The 19,300-nt window shown below is 66.7% G+C and carries 19 protein-coding genes; 5 read left to right on the top strand and 14 right to left on the bottom strand.

Translation table 11 applies throughout. The features are described 5' to 3' along the window. Positions 1-25: 25 nt before the first annotated feature. Genes G6N66_RS00690 through G6N66_RS00660 form a run of 7 tightly spaced genes read right to left on the bottom strand, consistent with a single transcriptional unit; the run spans position 26 to position 5,138 of the window. Entirely contained in the window at positions 26-691 is a 666-nt protein-coding gene (locus G6N66_RS00690) for a nitroreductase family protein (RefSeq protein WP_085233751.1), read from the bottom strand. Next, positions 688-1,077 carry a Rid family hydrolase gene (locus tag G6N66_RS00685; RefSeq protein ID WP_085233750.1) on the bottom strand — a complete coding sequence of 130 codons (390 nt, stop codon included), beginning with the start codon at positions 1,075-1,077 and terminating at the stop codon, positions 688-690. Before G6N66_RS00685 ends, G6N66_RS00690 begins: the two co-directional genes overlap by 4 nt. Next, positions 1,074-2,030 (bottom strand): NADP-dependent oxidoreductase, encoded by a 957-nt coding sequence (locus G6N66_RS00680; RefSeq protein WP_232079440.1) that lies wholly within the window; start codon positions 2,028-2,030, stop codon positions 1,074-1,076. Before G6N66_RS00680 ends, G6N66_RS00685 begins: the two co-directional genes overlap by 4 nt. 2 nt (positions 2,031-2,032) lie before the next feature. Then, a complete protein-coding gene (locus G6N66_RS00675) occupies positions 2,033-3,523 on the bottom strand; it encodes a dihydrolipoyl dehydrogenase family protein (protein ID WP_085233748.1) in 1,491 nt (496 codons plus the stop codon). Further along, positions 3,520-3,954 (bottom strand): cupin domain-containing protein, encoded by a 435-nt coding sequence (locus G6N66_RS00670; RefSeq protein WP_085233747.1) that lies wholly within the window; start codon positions 3,952-3,954, stop codon positions 3,520-3,522. The genes G6N66_RS00675 and G6N66_RS00670 overlap by 4 nt, the downstream gene beginning before the upstream one ends. Before the next feature lie 18 nt (positions 3,955-3,972). Further along, the gene (locus tag G6N66_RS00665; protein WP_085233746.1) at positions 3,973-4,893 is read right to left on the bottom strand and encodes an NADP-dependent oxidoreductase; all 921 of its coding nucleotides are present in this window, start codon (positions 4,891-4,893) and stop codon (positions 3,973-3,975) included. Next, positions 4,893-5,138, bottom strand: a complete 246-nt coding sequence (locus G6N66_RS00660; RefSeq protein ID WP_085233745.1) for a hypothetical protein — start codon at positions 5,136-5,138, stop codon at positions 4,893-4,895. The genes G6N66_RS00665 and G6N66_RS00660 overlap by 1 nt, the downstream gene beginning before the upstream one ends. Positions 5,139-5,389: 251 nt before the next feature. Here G6N66_RS00660 and pdxR point away from each other — a divergent pair, with 251 nt between their 5' ends. Beyond that, complete coding sequence (pdxR, locus tag G6N66_RS00655) at positions 5,390-6,802, top strand: MocR-like pyridoxine biosynthesis transcription factor PdxR (protein ID WP_085233744.1); 1,413 nt, start codon at positions 5,390-5,392, stop codon at positions 6,800-6,802. Between the two features lie 81 nt (positions 6,803-6,883). After that, complete coding sequence (locus G6N66_RS00650; RefSeq protein ID WP_085233777.1) at positions 6,884-8,407, top strand: LuxR C-terminal-related transcriptional regulator; 1,524 nt, start codon at positions 6,884-6,886, stop codon at positions 8,405-8,407. Between the two features lie 60 nt (positions 8,408-8,467). Here G6N66_RS00650 and mtnA read toward each other — a convergent pair whose 3' ends face one another. Both mtnA and G6N66_RS00640 read right to left on the bottom strand, forming a co-directional pair. After that, a complete protein-coding gene (mtnA, locus tag G6N66_RS00645; protein ID WP_085233743.1) occupies positions 8,468-9,436 on the bottom strand; it encodes an S-methyl-5-thioribose-1-phosphate isomerase in 969 nt (322 codons plus the stop codon). After that, on the bottom strand, positions 9,436-11,307 hold the full coding sequence (locus tag G6N66_RS00640) for a propionyl-CoA synthetase (RefSeq protein WP_085233742.1): 1,872 nt from the start codon (positions 11,305-11,307) through the stop codon (positions 9,436-9,438). The genes mtnA and G6N66_RS00640 overlap by 1 nt, the downstream gene beginning before the upstream one ends. Positions 11,308-11,376: 69 nt before the next feature. Here G6N66_RS00640 and G6N66_RS00635 point away from each other — a divergent pair, with 69 nt between their 5' ends. The 3 genes from G6N66_RS00635 to G6N66_RS00625 all read left to right on the top strand — a co-directional run bounded on the left by G6N66_RS00635 (position 11,377) and on the right by G6N66_RS00625 (position 15,668). Further along, positions 11,377-12,723: an adenylate/guanylate cyclase domain-containing protein gene (locus G6N66_RS00635; RefSeq protein WP_085233741.1), complete on the top strand. Its 1,347-nt coding sequence runs from the start codon at positions 11,377-11,379 to the stop codon at positions 12,721-12,723. A gap of 55 nt (positions 12,724-12,778) precedes the next feature. After that, on the top strand, positions 12,779-14,437 hold the full coding sequence (locus G6N66_RS00630; protein WP_085233740.1) for a DUF7159 family protein: 1,659 nt from the start codon (positions 12,779-12,781) through the stop codon (positions 14,435-14,437). Between the two features lie 142 nt (positions 14,438-14,579). Beyond that, a complete protein-coding gene (locus tag G6N66_RS00625; RefSeq protein WP_085233739.1) occupies positions 14,580-15,668 on the top strand; it encodes an NAD(P)-dependent alcohol dehydrogenase in 1,089 nt (362 codons plus the stop codon). A gap of 69 nt (positions 15,669-15,737) precedes the next feature. Here the strand turns inward: G6N66_RS00625 and G6N66_RS00620 are convergent, their stop codons facing one another. The 5 genes from G6N66_RS00620 to G6N66_RS00600 form a co-directional block, all read right to left on the bottom strand. Next, positions 15,738-16,532, bottom strand: a complete 795-nt coding sequence (locus G6N66_RS00620) for a hypothetical protein (RefSeq protein ID WP_085233738.1) — start codon at positions 16,530-16,532, stop codon at positions 15,738-15,740. A gap of 178 nt (positions 16,533-16,710) precedes the next feature. Next, positions 16,711-17,382: a GAP family protein gene (locus tag G6N66_RS00615; RefSeq protein ID WP_085233737.1), complete on the bottom strand. Its 672-nt coding sequence runs from the start codon at positions 17,380-17,382 to the stop codon at positions 16,711-16,713. Between the two features lie 26 nt (positions 17,383-17,408). Next, the gene (locus G6N66_RS00610) at positions 17,409-18,080 is read right to left on the bottom strand and encodes a GAP family protein (RefSeq protein WP_085233736.1); all 672 of its coding nucleotides are present in this window, start codon (positions 18,078-18,080) and stop codon (positions 17,409-17,411) included. A gap of 14 nt (positions 18,081-18,094) precedes the next feature. Beyond that, entirely contained in the window at positions 18,095-18,406 is a 312-nt protein-coding gene (locus G6N66_RS00605) for a hypothetical protein (protein ID WP_085233735.1), read from the bottom strand. A gap of 7 nt (positions 18,407-18,413) precedes the next feature. After that, positions 18,414-19,223: a DUF3159 domain-containing protein gene (locus G6N66_RS00600; RefSeq protein WP_139825283.1), complete on the bottom strand. Its 810-nt coding sequence runs from the start codon at positions 19,221-19,223 to the stop codon at positions 18,414-18,416. Between the last annotated feature and the right edge of the window lie 77 nt (positions 19,224-19,300).

The raw sequence follows: 19,300 nt of genomic DNA, 5'->3' as shown, positions 1-19,300 counted from the left end.
GACCGGACACCAGATCCGTTGCGGCTCACCATCGGTCGAAATGCAGCACGTCGTCGAGCGGAATGCGTCGGGCACGGCGGAAGGTGGTGCCGGTGTAGTAGGCCGTCGGGATGGTCGTGGCGTGGTAGACGTTGTCGGGCAGGCCGAGGATGGCCCGCATCTCCTCGTCGGCCATTATGGTCACCCCAGTCCACGTTGTTCCCAAGCCCCGAGAATGCGCGGCGAGCATGTAGCTCCACGTGGCGGGCATGATCGAACTCCAATACTGGTTGGCGTTTTCGCCCGTGAGGACGCCGTCACCGTCGGTGACCTCGACGCACGGGATCATCAAGACGGGGACTTCGCTGATGTGCTCGGCGAGATACGCCGCACTGTCGGACACTTTGCGCTGCTCGCTATTGCGTGCGGGGTCGTCATTGAACCGATCGGCGACTGCGAAAGGGGATGCGGCGATCAGGTCCCATGTGCGGCGGTACACATCGGCGATCGCGCGACGCTGGTCGGCATCGGTCACGATGAGGAAGCTCCAGTTCTGCACGTTGGCCGACGTCGGTGCCTGCACCGCGATCTCAAGGCATTCCCGGATCAAGCCGGTAGGAACAGGTTTGGTCAAATCGAGACGTTTGCGCACCGAGCGGGTCGTGGTCAGCAGTGCGTCGGTGGACAAGTCGACGATCGGGTAAGCGCTCATGACGGCACGATGGCGGTGACTTCGACTTCCACGCGCAGGTTGGGCCACACCAGCCCGTCGATGATGCTGAGCATGGCGGCCGGTCGGTGCCGGATGATCTCTCTGCTGACCGCCAGGTAGGCGGACACATTGTCACGGCTGGTGAGCCATTGGCGTATGTAGACAATGTCGGTCAGCGTGGCGTCGGCTTTGCCGAGAGCTTCTTCGACGTTGGCCCAGCACTGCCGGGCTTCGTCGACGAAGTCCTCGGGCGGCGTGCCGTCTTCGCGCAGCCCCGGCGTTCCGGAGACGAAAATCTGTGTGCCGCCGGCGGATACGGTGACAGCGTCGGCGTAGCTGCCGATGTGGGCGGCTACTCCGGTGAAGATCGGGGTAACGGTGGTCATCTCGAGACTCCTTGGTGGTGTGGGGTGATCTGGTTCGTGATGACGAGTCCGCTGGACTCGCGGCCGGCGACAACTTGCGCGAGGGCGTCGGCGGCGTGATCCAGGTCGCAGGACCGCGGGGTCGGTATCCTCAATTGACCGGAGGCAAGTAGCGCGGTCAGCCGCTCGAGTTGAGCCCCGTCAGAACGGACGTAGACCGCGGTCACACAAATCCCGCGGGTGGGTGCCGGTGGGTCGGGGGTAATGGTGGCCAACCGCCCACCGTCGGCATGCGCCGTCATCGCCGCAGCAGCACCCCCGGGAGCGGCGTTGGCGACGGCGTCGATGGAACCTTTCGCGAGCTCCCTTGCGTGTTGTGGCCACATCGGATCGCGGTAATCGACGACTTCGCGGGCGCCATACCCGCGGACCCGGTCGGCGCTGCCGGGGCCGGCCGTGGCGAGCACATCGACTCCGCGCAGGACGGCCAGCTGGACAATGAGGCCGCCGGTGATTCCACCCGCGCCGTGAACGAGCAACGTGTCCCCACCCCGCAGGGCCAACGCCTCGCCGACTACCTGCTCGGCGGTCAACGCCGGCACCGGAATGATTGCCGCGGTCTCCCATGAGATCTCGGGCGGCTTGCGGGCGAGCGATCCGGCGGGTGCGATCACCAGCGGCGCCCACGTCCCTTGGTCGCGCAGCGGCACCGGGTGACACAGCACCTCGTCGTTCACATTGAATCCGCTTGGTTCGGAGCCGACGGCCTTGATGACCCCGGCCGCCTCGACGCCGAGCGCCAGTGGCGGCCTGGTGCCAACGTCCCAACCGCCAGTACGAATGATGTTGTCCCAGTTCCCAACCCCAGCGCTGCGAATCTCGATGAGAACCTCGTCGGCCGCCAACGCTCGCGGCTCGTTCACCGCGAGCGTCTCCACTTTGCCGCCGAACGCCCGAACCCCCGCGACCAGCATGGTCACAGTGAGGCGACTAGGTCGGCGGCAGGGTCCGGTGCCTCGCTTTTCAGCAGCGGGGCAAGTTCGGACTCTTGGGCGAGTAGCGGATCCCAGACTTGATTGACCGTCGGATGTGGCGCGACAGCGTGGCGTAACAGGCTGACTGGGACCTTCGCGACGATAGCTAGGGTGGCTGCTTGGACCAGTTCGGAGAACTGCGGGCCGACAAATGTTGCTCCGAGCAGTGTGTTGGTGTCGTCGTTAATGACCAGTTTCGCCCATCCCTGGAAGCCGTCCCGGTAAAGGGCTAGGAATGACACTGCGCCGGGGTAGTGGGCAGTTCGCGTCCGTACCGCGAACCCTTCTGCTCGGGCTTGGCTTTCGGTGCGCCCCACCCAGGCCACCTGAGGGTCAGTGTGGATAACCTGCGCGAGACTGCCGGCATCACGCACAGTCAACTCGTTTTCGGACAGTTCTCGCCCCGCGGCTCGGGCCGCGATGATGTCGGCCACGACGCGGCCGTGGTAGGTGGAGATATGCGACAGCCGAGCACGTCCGGTGGTATCTCCCAGCGCGTAGAGCCAACTGCCTGCGACGCCGACCGCCTGGAGATGGTCGTTCACAGAAACGATCCCGCCGCTTGGCAGGCCAAGGGTTTCCAATCCGATGTTGTCGGTGTTGGTGCGCCGTCCCGCGGCCAGGACGACCTCGTCTACCTCGATGGTCTGGCGGTGGAAAGTTGCGTCGACGGGCCCTCCTGGCACGGGGCGGTTGACCGCGGACAACTCCGTCTCAAAGCGAATCGTGACGCCTTTGGTTCGCAGTGACTGCGCGACTAGCTCGCGGGCTTCGGGTTCGCAGGCGGGAAGCAGCGCGCTCTCACGTACCAAAAGTGTTACCGCGGAGCCCAATCCAGCCAAGATGGTCGCGAACTCGACACCGACGGGTCCGCCACCCACCACCAGCGCACGAGATGGCACCCTTGTCATGGTCGTCAAGTCCCGATTGGTCCACGGGCGTGCTTGCGCCAACCCGGGTATCTCCGGCACGTTAGGACGAGTGCCGGTGGCCAGCACGATGGCGTGGCGTGCACTCAAGAGGGTTTCGGTGGTATCTCCCAGGGCGTAGGCCACGCGCACTGTTCGTTCGCCGCTCAACCGGCCGAACCCATGAAACACTGCTACGCCGGCTTGCCGCAGCGATGCTGTTCGGTCTTGGTCCGACAGGTGCTCGATGATCGCGTCGCGCTTCGCGAAGACTGCCGCTACGTCCAACCTGTTGTCCGCAATCGCTTCTCGCACACCGGGAACCGCCTTCGCGAGGTTGAACACCTCGATCGGCCGAAGCAGTGTTTTGCTCGGGTTGCAGCCCCAGTAATGACACTCCCCACCGACCAGGCGATCCTCAACGAGCGCAACGGAAAGGCCGACGGACGCGAGCTTCCGCACGGCGGCCACACCGCCCACCCCGCCACCCACGACGACCACGTCGAAGTCTTTGCCCGCTTTCACTTTTGCGCGTCGTCGTCCGTGGTGAGCGGGCCGTCCCCGGTATCGACCAGGAAGACCGCGAGTAGTTCGGCGGGCTCAGTGGAACTGACATTTTCGCTGATCGTGTGGTGGGCGCCTGGGACTTCAGCCCACGTCTCCCCGGCGTGATAGACGCGGGCCGGCTCACCCTCAACTTGGCTGCGGATCGACCCGGAGATCACGTACGCCATGATGAACGCCGATTTCGCGTGGTGGTGCGCTGCGCTTCTGGCTCCGGGCGGATAGCTGACGGCCACTGCTTCAAGTGATTTGCCCGGAACATTGGTGGGCTGATTGAAAACTGGCCGGACAACCGGGATTTGATGCGAATCCTGCGGCGTCGGCTCGGCGTGAGCCGCGGGCGTGAGCATCACCGCAAGCGTCAGTGCGCCGAACGGTATCCTGAGGAACATTTTGGCTGCCTTTCCTTTTCACTCTTCGGCGACGCGAAGGATCGTCTTGCCGGGGATGCGCTTGCCAGGAGCGAACGCGGCGGGAGCTTCAGCGAGTGGCAGCACGGCGCCCACCACCGGCTTGAGGCGTCCATCCCGTACCCGCGTAGCAAGCTGGGCGAGCTGGGCGCGATCGGCCTCGACGAGGAAGAAGATCGCCCGCGCATCGTGCGGCTGGGCCTTCGGCGGCTCGGCGATGGTCACGAGCGTTCCGCCGGCCCGCACCAGAGCTGCCGATCGGGCGAGGATGTCACCGCCAATCACGTCGAACACGACGTCGACTTCACCGGCGTCCTCTAGCCTTTCGGTCTCCAGGTCGAGGAAGGTGTGGGCGCCGATCTCCAACGCCCGGTCTCGGTCTGCTGTCCGGCCGGTGCCGATGACCCGCGCACCGATCTCACGAGCCAGCTGCACCGCGATCGACCCCACTCCACCCGCGGCACCGTGAATCAGAACCGTTTGTCCGGCGGCGAGGCGGCCGTGGTCGAACAGGCCCTGCCAGGCGGCGAGTCCAGAGATCGGCAGCGCCGCGGCGACGGTATGGTCGATGTCCATCGGCAGCGGTGCGAGATTGCGGGCTTCCATGGCGGTGTACTCCGCCAGCGTGCCGTTGCGGGCCCAGTCGGCGAGCCCGAACACCCGCTGACCGACGGTCAAAAGCGTTGTCCCGTAGCCCAGCTCGACCACGACGCCCGACAGCTCATGGCCCGGTACGCTCGGCGTCCGGTCATGACCCGCACGGTCGATCCAAGTGTGCGGCCAGTCAAGCTCGCCCGGCGTGAAACCCGCCGCGTGTACTCGCACAACGACGTCGTTGTCGGCCGCCTGGGGGTAGGGCAGGTCGCGCAGCGACAGACCGGCGACACCGGCGTCGCGGTCTGAAACGGTGATGGCCTTCATTACAGGTCCTTCCTGATGTGTGTTGTTGTTGTCGAGTCGGCCTCGGGCTGCGGTTGTACGCTGACGAGTTCCAGACCTAGGTCACGGACCCGGTCGAGGAGCCCGTAAAGCTGTGACTGGTCGCGGATTTCACCACTGAAAACGGTGTCGGTGGTACCGCCCTCGAGGTGCATCCCTTCGAGTGCGGACCCGAGCCGCTCGGTTACCCGCCCCCGAATGCAGATTTGGTAAATCGTCGGCTGCACTTAGCCCTCCGCTTGCTCTCTGCTGAGCCAGCTTTCACCGACGCGGGGTGAGTCGTCATCACCCGGCGAGCCAATTCACCCGGGTGAGTAAGAAGGTGTTCACGGGGCGGATCGTCGGCGTGCTTGCTCGCTAGTCGCGAAGCGCAGCGATGCGGCGAACATGGCCCGCGTATCCTTAAGTACTCCTTCTAGGAGAGATGACGCCATGGACGGGATCGCCGACGTGGGGAGCGTCGTGGGTCGAGCATGACATGAGTGCAATAACCGAATCACAAAGCTCGGTCGCCGGGTTGGATCTCTACTTGGACCGCCCCGGCGGCAAGGTACGTGACGGTGTGATGGAAGCCATTCGCGACGCGATCCGATCGGGGCGATTGGTGCCGGGCGTCCAGTTGCCCTCAAGTCGTGCGCTGGCCGCCGACCTCGGTGTCGCGAGAAACACCGTTGCCCGCGCGTACGCCGAACTCATCGCCGAGGGCTGGCTGACATCACAGCATGGCTCAGGCACGCAGGTTGCCCAACGCGCGGCCCAGGTCGTCCGGTCCGTCGCTTCATCCCCCAAGCCACGGACGCCGCGCCAGTTGGACCACGACTTCCGGCCGGGACATCCGGACCTGTCGTCGTTTCCACGGACGGAGTGGAGCCGTGCGGTCAAGCGCGCGTTGAACGTCGCACCGTTCGAGGCGTTCGGCTACGCCGATCCCCACGGGCGCCCGGAGCTTCGCACCGCCCTTGCCGAGTATCTTGCGCGTGCGCGGGGAGTCCGGGCCCGACCGGGCAACATCATCATCTGCAGCGGCGCCGCCGAAGGATTGAATCTGGTCGCCGGCGCGCTGGCGGCAGCCGGGGTAGCCGCCGTTGCCGTCGAGGCTTTTGGCCTGCGCGCACAGCGGGCGTCGCTCGTTCGTGCGCAGTTGCGTTGCCCGCCGCTGACAGTGGACTCACGGGGCGCTGATGTCATGGCCTTGGACGGCATGGCAGATGTGGGCTGTGTGCTGCTCACGCCGTCACACCAGTTTCCCCTCGGCGTGCCTTTGCATTCCGACCGCCGGGCGGCCGTTGTTGATTGGGCGCGACGTACCGGCGGACTGATCATCGAAGATGATTACGACGGCGAATTTCGGTACGACCGCGCCCCTGTCGGTGCGCTGCAAGGCATCGACCCCGAACATGTCATCTACATGGGAACGGCGAGCAAGTCGCTGGCACCGGGGCTGCGGCTCGGGTGGCTGGTGCTGCCGGACCGACTCGTCCATGCAGTGGCCCAGCAGAGGGGTGAGCGCGAGGAGACCTCCAGTTTCGTTGACCAGTTGGCGATGGCCGAATTCATCGTGTCCGGTTCCTACGACCGACACATCCGCACGATGCGCGCCCAGTACCAGCGCCGCCGCGAGCAACTCGTCGCAGCTGTTGCCAAGTCATCCCAGAAGACCACCGTCGCAGGAATGCCTGCAGGTCTGCACGTGATGCTTGAGCTTGCCGATGCCGACGAGAGCCAGCTGTGTCATCAACGCGCGTGGCGACGGCTCGGCGTGGAGGGTCTTGATCTGTTTCGCCATCCGGAAGCCGGCCGCGAGCGGAACGGCTTGGTGGTCGGGTTCGCAGCGCCCGCGCCGAGCGCGTGGTCGGCGGCGTTGGACGCCCTGATCGGACTGCTGCCCTGAAAACGTCGGGCTCAATTGGCCCCTTCTCACCGCACCCAAGTGGCCCACGATCAGCGCGATACCGCGACTAACGTTCAAAGCATGCTCGTCGCAGGCAGCTCCAATATCTCCGATCTGCTGTGCACCCCGCCTTCCCTCTTCGAGGTCGAGGGCGAAGCAGGCACTGATGCCGGCGAACCCGCGCTGCTGCTTGCCGCCAAGTCGGCGGCACCGGCCATCCGCGCCCCGCTCATCGAACGGACAGCTCTAGTCGAAATCCTCTCGGCGGAACCCTCTCTCAAGCTCACGTTGCTCAGTGCGCCGGCGGGCTGGGGCAAGACGACGCTGTTGGCCCAATGGGTGAGCGGCGTCGATGACCGCCGCCGGCGGTGCTGGCTTTCCCTTGATGCGTTCGACAATGATCCGGCGCGATTTTGGGCCTACGTGCTCGCGGCGCTGGATAAGGCCAGCCCGGGAGCGGCGCCGCGTGCGATCGAGCTCATCAAGATGGGTGCCGACCCTCGACACGTGGTCTTGCCGACACTGCTCGACGAGTTGGCTGGGATCGACCACCAGATCGCGTTGATCCTCGACGACTATCACCTGGTTACAAATCGGGCCGTGCACGAGCAGGTCGGTTTCGTCGTCGAACGGATGCCGCCGACCTTCCAGTTGGTCATCGCCACCCGTTCGGATCCCATGCTGCCGTTGGCACGGTTGCGGGCCCGCGGCGAGCTGCTGGAGCTGCGAGCCGAGGAGCTGCGGTTTCAAGTCGGCGAAGCCGCAGACCTGCTCGGCGGCGTGCTCGGTTGGGAGTTGACCGACGGGGACGTCCAGCTGTTGTGTCACCGTACGGAGGGGTGGGCCGCGGGTCTGTATCTCGCCGGGCTGTCGCTGGCAGGTCGCACCGATGCGGCAGCATTTATCACCACGTTCGCCGGCGATAACCGTCACATCGTCGACTATTTGATGGCCGAGGTGCTCGACGGTCAGCCACCGGAACTGCGTGACTTTTTGCTACATACCTCGGTTTTGGGCCGACTCTGCGGTGAGCTGTGCGACGCGGTGCTGCAAACGTCCGGCTCGGCCGCGGTCTTGCATAAGATCGAGCGCGAAAACCTATTCGTGATGCCGCTGGACATGTCGCGCCACTGGTACCGGTATCACCAGCTGTTCGGAGAGTTACTGCGCACCGAGCTGCAGCGCAGCGAGCCGGATCTCGTCGCCGATCTGCACCGGCGAGCCGCAACCTGGCTCGAGACTGAGGGCCTCATAGATGAGGCGGAGCGCCATCTGGTCGCTGGCGGTGACATCGCGCGCAGTGCTGATCTGATCGCCGCAGACTGGTGCGACAAGTTCAATCGGGGTGTCCAGTCGGGCGAGCGGAGCACGGCCGTCGCGGTGACTTCGCGCAACCCGGGGTGCGCGGCCGGTGAGGAGCTGACCCCCAAGGAGCTTGAGGTCCTTCGGCTGCTCCCAAGCCGGCTATCGCGAAGTGAGATCGCTGCGCGGCTATACGTCTCGCTGAATACCGTGAAGACCCACCAGCGAGCCGTGTACCGCAAGCTCCGCGTTGAATGCCGCAGCACGGCGGTCAGCCGGGCACGGGAACTCGGCCTGTTGTAATTCGGCGGCGCGCGCCCATGCCGAGCGGGAACCCACCGGATCCTCGTCGGGGCCGGCCGGCTAGCGCGGCCGGTAGCGGCCGTGTTCGGTGACGACGGCGGAGATCAGCTCGGCCGGGGTCACGTCGAAGGCCGGGTTGAAAACGCCGGCGTCCGGCGGGGTGATCGCGGCGCCGGCCAGCGTCCTGAGTTCGTCGGGCGCGCGTTCCTCGATGGCGATCTGCGCGCCGGTGGCCAGCGACGCGTCGACCGTGGACGACGGCGCGACCACCACGAACGGCACGCCGTGATGACGCGCCGCGATCGCCAGGCCGTAGGTGCCGATCTTGTTGGCGACGTCGCCATTGGCCGCGATCCGATCGGCGCCGACGAGTACGCAGTCCACCAGTCCCCGTGCCATCGCCGCCGCCGCGGCGCCGTCCGGCTGCACCTGGTAGGGCACGCCCGCCTGCGCCAGCTCCCACGCCGTGAGCCGGGCGCCCTGCAGCAGCGGACGCGTCTCGTCGACCAGCACCGACTCCACCAGGCCGCGCTCGTGCAGGTGCCACACGACGCCGAGCGCGCTGCCCCAGGCCACGGTGGCCAGGTGACCGGCGTTGCAGTGCGACAGCAGCCGCAGCGGGCGCCGATTGCACAGTGCGAGAACGATTTCCGCGGCGTGCGCGGATGCGGCGCGGTTGAGCCGTTCATCCTCGTCGAGGATCTCCAGCGCCTCGGCGAGGACGGCTTCAGCGCCGTCGTCGAGCTTCTCCAGTGCGCGCGCGACGCCCCAGCTGAGGTTGACGGCGGTCGGTCGGGCCTTGGCGACGCGGTCGGCCGAAGCTCGGACGTCGCCCCCCTCCCGCGTCGCGAGCACAACGCCCAGCGCGCCCGCCGCGCCCAGCGCCGGGGCACCGCGGACGGCCAGGCGGCGGATCGCGTCGATCAGTTCGTCGACGGTGCGCAGCGTGAGAACGCGGTAATCGGCCGGCAGCGCGGTCTGGTCGATGATCGTGACCGCGTCGCCGTCCCAGTCGATCGTCCTGCGCACTATGACCGCAGAATCGGGCGAATCAACTGCAGCACGTTGGGATCCTCGATGGTCGACGGCACCGGCCCGTCTGTGCCCTGGGTCATGTCGCGCATGGTCTTTCGCAAGATCTTTCCCGATCGGGTCTTCGGTAACGCGGGCACGACATCGACCTGTTTGAAGCAGGCCACCGCTCCGATCTCGTTGCGCACCGTCGCGATCAGGTCCTCGGCGAGACCGTCGGCCGACGCGCCGCGCTTGAGCACCACGAGTGCGCGCGGAACCTGCCCCTTGATCTCGTCGGCGACCCCGATCACCGCGCACTCGGCGACCGCCGGGTGCGCGGCCACCAGAGCCTCCATCGGGCCGGTGGCGAAACGATGTCCGGCGACGTTGATCACGTCGTCGATGCGGCCCAGCACGTACAGATAGCCGTCCTCGTCGAGGTACCCGCCGTCCCCGGTGAGGTAGTGACCGCGGTGCTCGCACAGATAGGCGGCCTCGAAGCGGGCGTCGTCACCCCACAGCGTGGGCAGCGCGCCCGGCGGCAGCGGCAATCTGACGCAGATCGCGCCCTCCTCGCCGGGCTCGCACGCCGAGCCGTCGGCGCGCAGGACGCGTACGTCGTAGCCGGGCATCGGCAACGTCGGTGAGCCCGGCTTGATCGAAAACTGTTCCACGCCCATGGGATTGGCCGCGATGGCCCAGCCGGTTTCGGTTTGCCACCAGTGATCGACGACCGGGATGCCGAGCTTCTCGGAGGCCCACAGGTAGGTATCGGGGTCGAGGCGTTCACCGGCTTGAAACAGATACCGCAGCGCGGACAGGTCGTACTTGCCCAGGTGTGCGCCACCCGGGTCTTCTTTGCGGATCGCGCGGATCGCGGTCGGCGCGGTGAACAGCGCCTTGACCCGGTGTTCGGCCGCCACGCGCCAAAACGCGCCGGGATCCGGGGTACCGACGGGCTTGCCCTCGTACAGCACCGTCGTCGCTCCGAGGAGCAGCGGCCCGTAGACGATGTAGGAGTGCCCGACGACCCAACCCACATCCGAAGCCGCCCAAAAGACGTCGCCGGGCTGGATGTCGTAGATGTGCCGCATGCTCCACAACAACGCCACCGCGTGTCCGCCGTTGTCGCGCACGATGCCCTTCGGCTTGCCGGTCGTGCCCGAGGTGTAGAGCACATACAACGGGTCGGTGGCCGCCACCGGCACCGCGTCGGCGGGCGCTGAATTAGCCATCAGCTCATGCCATTCCACGTCGCGCCCGGCGGTCAGCGCGCAGCGGTGCTGATCCCGCTGCACCACGACGCAGCTGCGCGGCTTGTGCCGAGCCGACTCGAGCGCCGCGTCGAGCATCGGCTTGTAGTGCACCGGCCCCGACGGCTCGATGCCGCAGGAGGCGGAGACGATGACGGTCGGGTGCGCGTCGTCGATCCGGGTGGCCAGCTCGTGCGCGGCGAAGCCGCCGAACACCACCGAGTGCACCGCACCGAGCCGGGCGCACGCCAGCATCGCGATGACGGCCTCGGGAATCATCGGCATGTAGAGCACCACCCGGTCGCCCTTGGCCACGCCGAGGTCCCGCAGCGCGCCGGCGAACCGGGCGGTCTGGTCCAGCAGCTCGCCGTAGGTGTAGCTGCGCTTGACACCGGTCACCGGCGAGTCGTAGATCAGCGCCGCCTGTTCGGCGCGCCCGCCGGCGACGTGGCGGTCGAGCGCATTGGCGCAGGTGTTGAGTGTCGCGTCGGGAAACCACCGGTAGAAAGGCGAGCGGCTGTCGTCCAGCACCCGCTGCGGCGGATCAAGCCACGTCACGTCTCTCGCGGCCTGCGCCCAGAAGGTTTCGGGGTCGTTGAGGCTCGCGCTGAACAGTTCCCGGTAGCCGCCCATGCCCGCTCGCTTCCTTATTTTGTGATGCACGCTACCCCGCGGCGGCTCCGGTGATGCCAAGATGTCGGAATGACCGACCGACGGGTCCGCTATGCGCGCAACGGCTCCGTCCGGCTCGCCTACCGCGAGTTCGGCCAGGGTGACACGACGCTGGTGTGGAACCCCGGCTGGTTCAGCAACGTCGATCTCGCCGACGACCCCGCAAGTCCGGTCGCGGCCGTCGTCGAACAACTGGCGGAGGTCACCCGGGTCATTGTGTGGGACAAACGCGGCACCGGCCTCTCGGACCCGGCCACCCGCGTCCCCCCTTTGGACGAGCGAATGGATGATCTGCACGCCGTACTCGACGACGCGAAAGTTGATCGCCCAGCGTTTTTCGGGATGTCCGAGGGTGGCCCGATGAGCGTGTTGTTCGCCGCCACGTATCCGGAGCGCGTTCAATCGCTGGTGATGTATGGCGTGATGGCACGGTTCTCCCAGGAGCTGCCGGATTACCCCTGGGGATTCACCGCCCAAGAGAAGGCCAAGCATCTCGAGGCCATCGAAAGTCATTGGGGTGACGGCGTGCTCGCTGAACTGTTCTTCGGCGAGCTTGCCAACATACCAGGATTTCGGGACCTCTATGGCCGGTATCAACGGACGAGCGCGAGCCCGACGATGGCCACCTGGCTGTGGCAGGCGCTGCTCGAGATCGACGTCCGCGGCATTCTTGGTTCCATCCGAGCCCCCACTCTTGTGCTCGCGAGGCCCGGGGATCAAATGGCTTCAGTGGAGGGCGCGAGAGCATTGGCGGCCGGCATTCCCGGATCCCAGTTCAAGACACTCCCCGAGGGGCCGCACGCGCTGGTGGATGACGCGGTGGGTTCGGCGATCCTCGACTTCGTCTGCGGCACATCGAGTGCCGCCGTCGACGAACGGGTGTTTAAGACGGTGCTGTTCACCGACATCGTCAGTTCCACCGAGTTGCTCAGCGCTCGTGGCGATGCTCAGTGGCGTCGCCAGCTCGACGCACATGACAAGGCCGTCGACTGGTTGTTGGAGAAGTACGGCGGCCGCCGCGCGAAACACACCGGAGACGGGGTCTTCGCGCTTTTCGACGGGCCCACCAAGGCGGCCCGCTGCGCGTTGGAACTGATCCCGGCCCTCGCCACGCGTGGTCTCCGGATCCGAGCGGGCGTGCACACCGGTGAATGCGAGCGACGCGGCGACGAGTGGAGCGGCATGGCCGTGCACACCGGGGCTCGCATCGGCGCGTTGGCGGGCACGGGTGAGGTGCTGGCCAGCCGCACGGTGCGCGACCTCTCCGCCGGATCGGGCCTGATCTTTGAAAGCCTTGGAGCACAACACCTTAAAGGCCTGCCCGAGGAGGTCGACGTCTACCGGGTGACGACTCCGACGGGCGGCCCGGCTTCATAAACACCGCATAACTGCGGCAGGACCCGGACACAGCTTGCTCGGCGAGGATCGGTGGATGGATATCGTGCTCGGAGTCTCGATGGCACCGGCCTCGGTACAGATGGTGCTGCTGCAGGGCGAAAACGGCGACGGCACGACGGTAGACACGAATGCGTTCGCCGTCACCGCCGACGACGGCGCGCCCACCGTCAGCGCATCTGATCGGGTGCTCGCCGCCCTCCTGGCGACCCGCGAAGACGCGGCCCGCGCCGGCCTCGAGCTGTCGGCCGTCGGCGTCGCCTGCACCGACCAGCTTGAAGCGCCGGCGCTACGCGACGCGCTGACGGCCCACAAGATGGAAAACGTGATGCTGGTGTCGGCGTTTCTGGCCGCCTCCGCCTTCACTCAATCCGTGGGTGGCGCACTGGGTTACGAACAGACCGCGATGCTGTTCGTCGAGCCGGACACCGCGACCCTCGCCGTCATCGACACCTCCGACGGTTCCGTCACCGATGTCCAGCACGCGGCCAGCGCCGAGCTGTTGAAGCTGGTCGCCGAGCTCGATGGGTTGCCGACGCGCCCGGGCGGCCTGGTTCTGGTCGGCCGCGACGTTGACGTCGCCGCTCTCAAGCCGGATCTGGAAGCGGCGACGTCGCTCATCGTGAACGTGCCCGAAGAGCCGGAGACGGCATTGGCCCGCGGAGCGGCCCTGGCCTCGGCGAATGCGCCGTTGTTCGCGTCGTCCACGGCGGCGCTGGCTTACGCCCTGGACTTCGGCGACCCGGACGACGACGGCATTGCCGGCAGCGCCGCGACCGACGACGAGGCGGGTGCCCCGACTGTCGTCATCGCGGCTAGGCCGCGTCGCAGGCCGGTCCTGCTAGTCGGAACCGCGTTGGCGGTCGCCGGCTTTACCGCGGTGATCGCCCTTGAGGTAGCAATGACGCTCGGCGTCCACAGCACGGTCGGTTTGCTGCCGGCCCCGCTTCGCGGCATCATCGCCCCGTTTGAGCAGGCGTCGGCCGCGCCCGCCCCTGCGCCGGTGGCGGCGACAAATGCGGTGGCGCCCAAGCCATTAAGCCCGCCGGCTCCCCCGGCGGCTCCGGCTCCCGCGGCGGCTCCGGCTCCGGCGGCGCCCGTTCCGGTTCCCGCTGCGCCCGCTCAGGCTCCCGCAGCGCCGCTCCCGGTGGTGATCCCCCCGATAGTGCAGGCTCCCGCGCCGCCGATTCAATTGCCCGACCCGCCGGTGGTCGTGGTCCCGCCGCCGGTACACGTCCCACCCCCAATCCACGTTCCACCGCCGATCCACCTCCCACCGACGCATTGGCCGCCATCCCACGAACCTCCCCCGGGGCAAGGTTCGTGGCCGAATCCCGGTGGACATGGCGGACCCGTCAACGGCCCCGGCCCGAGCCACGGAACTCCCGGCGGAGGATCGCCTGAGGGCGGGACGCCACCCGGTGCCGGTACGCCTCCCGAGCATGGCGGGCCGGCCAGCGGCGGCGAAACCCCAAGCAGCGGTGGGCCTTCCGAGCACGGTGGACCGGTCGGCGGCAGCGAAACGCCCAGCGGAGGTGCGCCTTCCGACCATGGCGGCCCGGCCGTCGGCAGCGAAACGCCCAGCGGCGGCGCACCTTCGGCCGGCAGCGAACCCTCCAGCGGCGGCGCACCTTCGGCCGGCAGCGAACCCTCCAGCGGCAGTGCCGGCTCCAGCGAAAGCGGCGGCCACCACTAGACCCAAGGCGAGCCGCGTCCTCCGGTGCCGCCGTCGCCGATCAGCACGCTTCGGACGCCGTTGTTAATGCCTCGGAACCCGCGGGAACATGGTATTTCTGCACATGGCTGAATGGCCACGTTCCAATGAGGCAGGAGAATCAATGAAGACCACCGTGGCGATTGTCAACCAGCAGGGCGACGACTTCTCGCTTCAAGACGTGGAGCTCGACGGTCCGCGCGACGACGAAATCCTCGTCCGGATCGTCGCGACGGGGCTCTGCCACACCGACATTCACCTCAAGGACACCCTGCCGGAACTGATGTTCCCGCGGGTCTTCGGCCACGAGGGCGCCGGCGTCGTGGAGGCGGTCGGCCCAAGCGTCAAGAACGTCACCGTCGGCGACCACGTGGTGCTCAGCTTCCGCTCCTGCCGTGCCTGCACAGACTGCGCCAACGGACTGGTCGGTTATTGCGGGAACGCGATGGCGCTGAACTACATGGGCATGCGCACCGACGGCTCGACCACATACACCCGCGACGGCTCCCCCGTCTACGGCAACTTCTTCGGGCAGTCCAGCCTCTCGATGCACGCGATCGCGTACGCCGACAACTGCGTCGTCGTCGACAAGGCGGTGGACCTGACGAAGGTGGCGCCGTACGGGTGTGGCTTCCAAACCGGCGCCGGCACCGTGCTCAACGTGCTCAAGCCGGGTCCGGCCGACAGCCTGGTGGTGTACGGCGTCGGCGCCGTCGGGCTGGCCGCGCTGGCCGCCGCCAAGCACCTGAAGGTCGGCACCATCGTCGCCGTTGACCCGCTGCAGAGCCGCCGTGACGCCGCGGCCAAGTTCGGCGCGATCGGCGTAAACCCAAGCAGCACAGACGTTGTCGAGCAGGTGAAGCAGCTGACCGGCGGCGGCGCGAGCTACGCGATCGACACCACCGCGATCTCGGCCGTCGTCAAGCAGGCCCAGCAATCGCTGCGGAGCCGGGGCACGCTGATCGCGCTCGGCCTCGGCGCCGAGGAGTACACGATCGACGCCATCGACCTGCTGCAGTCGGGCAAGGTCATCAGATCGAGCATCGAGGGCGACTCCGATCCGCACGAGATGGTGCCACGCCTGATCGCACTGAACGCGGCCGGCGAGTTCGACGTCGATGACCTGATCGCGACCTATCCGTTCAGCGAGATCAACACCGCCGTCGCCGACGTGCTCGCCGGCAAGGTCGTCAAGCCGGTGTTCGTCTGGTGACGACAAGCGTATGACTTGCGCGCCAACGCGGAACTTGTTGGGCGCCAAGCGATAAAACGGAATTCGTGGCTAGCCGGTGAAATCCTGTGTGAACACCGAACCACCGTTGTCGCTTCGGCAGTCAATGGCCACGTGGTATGTGGTGTTTAGCGGCAGCCCGGGAAATGGCAGCTTCTGGGTGTCGCCCGATTTCAGGGAAAAGCTTTTGGTGATGCCGCCGGGCCAATTAAAAGGACCCTTGACTTTGGTCGCCTGATACTTGCATTGAACGTCCACCCCCGCCGGAGATTTGTTCGTGACGACAAAGTTCATTGCGTTGTTTTCCTGGTCGGGGGCCACCACGACGTTCGGCCCCGGCGGAGGCGCAGGCCGATTGGGATTGGGCGTCTTGGAGCAATCCGAGCCCGGCGGCAGGGTGTACCCGCCTGCCGTGCAGCGAACGGGCTTGTCCGAGTTTGGCACCGGGGCAGGCGCCGCGGCAGCCGGTGGCGTGTACGTGTAGTTCGACCAGGCGCCGCAATCATCGCTGCTCAATGAATGCTTGCGGCAGCCCTGGACCGCGTAGCTGAACCCCGAGGATGTGTTGACGGTTTCGGTTGCGGTGCTGTTGCACGCCTTTCCGATCTCATTTTGGGGCAGGGCATTGACCCTGGTATGCACCACGTCGCCGGCCTCGTCTTCCTTCACGCGCGGGCAACCGCTGATGGAGCACGTCACTTGGGTTGGGTTGACTTGCTTGCAGGACACGTCGTAGCCATTGGGCATCGGGTCCGCGGATGCAATTGGGAGCAGCGAGCTCCCGGCAACGCAAATCAGCGCTACCGTGATCGGTGCGCCGGGCTGAATGATCATGAGCTTGGACATGAAAGCTCCTTTCGGGTGCACTTTCTCGACGACTGGTCGTTCCATTTCGGGCGTGACCAGGCGTGAAGTCCGACATTATGGAGCGGGCCAGGCTCAGCGCATCAGGGTTTTCACTACATTTTCGAAGCCGATCGACCGCGGTAAAGCAGGTCAGTTACTTCCAGATCGGGGCGGCCGGCTACAGGGCGTGAACACCGTGATACAGCACCATCGCGCCGATCACCACCAGGATGGCCGCCATCAACGCGGCGTTGTTGTTGTCCATCCAATTTTTGAGCCGTGCCATGGTGTCGTCGAGGCGGGAGCCGGCCGCGGCATACGCCAGGATCGGGACCGCGACCGACGACGCCGCGACGGCGATGAAGAACGCGGCCGCCACCCAGTCGTCGGCGACGTCCAACCCGCTCGAACCGATGGCCAATCCGGCTGGAATGCAGATCAACAACACGTCGGGTCGTATCACCGCCAGCGCGGCCCCCGTCATCGCCGCGCGCGCCGGCGTGATGGTGGCGAACGAACGCATCCAGCCGGGCGACTCGCTGTGGCTATGCCGGGTGAACCACTTGTAGATGCCGTAGCCGATGAGGGCCGCCCCAAAGATCACGCGCAGCCAAGACGACCACGCCGGCGGCGACTTGTGCAGACCGCCGAGCAGGCCGGAGCCCGCGACCGAGGCCGCCGTCAGCGCGGCCAGGCTCAGCACCCAGCCGGCGAGGAATGCCAGACCGCTCGGCCGCGGCCGCGGTGCTTGCAACACCAGCACCGCCGGGATAACCGTGATCGGTGAGAGCGCGACGACCAACCCCAGCGGGATGAGCGTGCTCACCACCGTCCCCCAACTTTCCGCCACGGGCAGCAATCTATCGTGCCGACTCGCTACAGAGCGTGAATTCCGTTGTACAGAACGATCAATCCGATCACGACCAGGATGACCGCCATCATCGCGGCATGGTTGTCTTCCATCCAGACCTTGAGTCGTTCCAACGGCTCGTCAAGGCGGTCGCCGGCCGCGAGGAACGCCACAATGGGAACGGCCACCGTCGATGCGGACACGGCGACGAAGACGAGGCCGGACGCCCAGACGCCCGCGACGGTCAGCCCGGCGGTACCAATGGCCAGGCCGGCCGCCGCGCACATGGCCACCACCTCGAGCCGCACCACCGCCAGCACCGCCCCGGTCACCCCCGCACGCACGGGGGTGAGTTTGGAAAACGAACGCAGCCACACCGGCGTCCTGCGGGGGCGTCGTCGGGTCAGCCAGGTGTAGATGCCGAACGCCAGCAGCGCCGAGCCCAGCACCAGGCGCAGCAGCGACGCCCACCTCGGGGGCTGGTGCTGCAGACCGGTGAGCAGGTTGGAGGCCCCGACGAACGCGGCGGTGAGGGCGACCAGGCCCAGCACCCAGCCGATGAGCAACGCGAGGCTGGCGGGCCTCGGTCGCGGCGTGTGTAGCACCAGCACCGCCGGAATGACAGTGATCGGTGAGATCGCGATAACCAGTCCGAGCGGCACGAGCTTGCTCAGCACAGAAACCCAGTCGCCTGTCACCGCAGCATCATCGCCTACTGGCTTTTCCGGCGCAGCGTCCAGGCGGGTATCCAGTGCGTCACGGTTTTCCGCTGGGATCCGTAGGCGATCGGATAGGTCACCAGGCCCCACCAGTCGCCCTGCTCGCAGACGCCCCAGCAGCTCAGTTGCCCCTCCACCACCTTGTGCAGCTGCAGGCCGTTGGGCTGATACCGGCCCGAGCGGTGCGGCTCGCGCGGGAAGACGACGGTCAGGTCGACCAGCACCGTGATCGGCGGGCGGACCACCCGAAACGGGCTGCGGACCGGCTGACCGTTGTACCCGATCGACCCGAGCGGAGGAGCCATCCATCGATCATACGTTCGAATCAGCTTCCGGGGAGAGCCTTCCGACCAGCACACTTCCCCCGATCCCCGCCACGATCATGCCGATGCCGACCACGTCCTCGAGCGCGCCGCTGGACCAGCCCAAGATCCCCGCGACGAGCACGAAGCTCGGCAACCAATCGACGAGCTTGACCGCCGACGGCGCGGCCTCGTCGGGGCTCTCCCCCGCCGCCGCGGCCGCCTTGGCCGTGGCGTGGCCCGGGTAGAACTCCGTGAACGCGACCGCGAAGAAGATCGCCGCCAACTGCAACACCCAGCCGGTCCAGAAATCCTCGACGCCCTTCAGTACCGCGATGCCGATGAATCCGACGACGGCGGCGAACACGAACGCGCCGGCCCACACCGCGGAGATGACGTAATTGATCCGCCGGAACAGCGGGCTGTCCCAGTGCTCCTCGGGCGTCTCCTCCTTGGCGTAGGGGATCGTAAACGGTTTGCGCGCAATCAATGTCGCGACCACAAACGTCGCCAGCGCGATGTTGACCAGCTCGCCCGCCCACAGTTCCAGCCAGCGGATCACGCCCGGCTTGGCCAGCAAGCCCACCACCGCCAGCGCGGCGAAGACGGCCGCGCCGAAGACGTCGAGCGCATGGATCTTGATGCGGCGAACCGACGACAGCAACATCGTCAGCAGGGACACGCCCAGGGCGACGCAGACGCCGATCTCGAAGCGGCCGGAGGACGAGATCACCGATAGCAGCACCCACGGCGCGAGGCCGGAGAACGGGGACTTGAGGAAGCCGTCGATCGCGCTTCCGAGGTTGTTGCGATTGGGCACGAGACGAACCTACGCACGACCGCATGAAAGTTCGGTGATTTTGCGGACACTCATTGGATTCGCTAATGGCCGCGAGA

It is taken from the genome of Mycobacterium conspicuum (assembly GCF_010730195.1).
Taxonomy (GTDB): Bacteria; Actinomycetota; Actinomycetes; order Mycobacteriales; family Mycobacteriaceae; genus Mycobacterium; species Mycobacterium conspicuum.
This window is presented reverse-complemented; position numbering and strand designations above follow the sequence as displayed.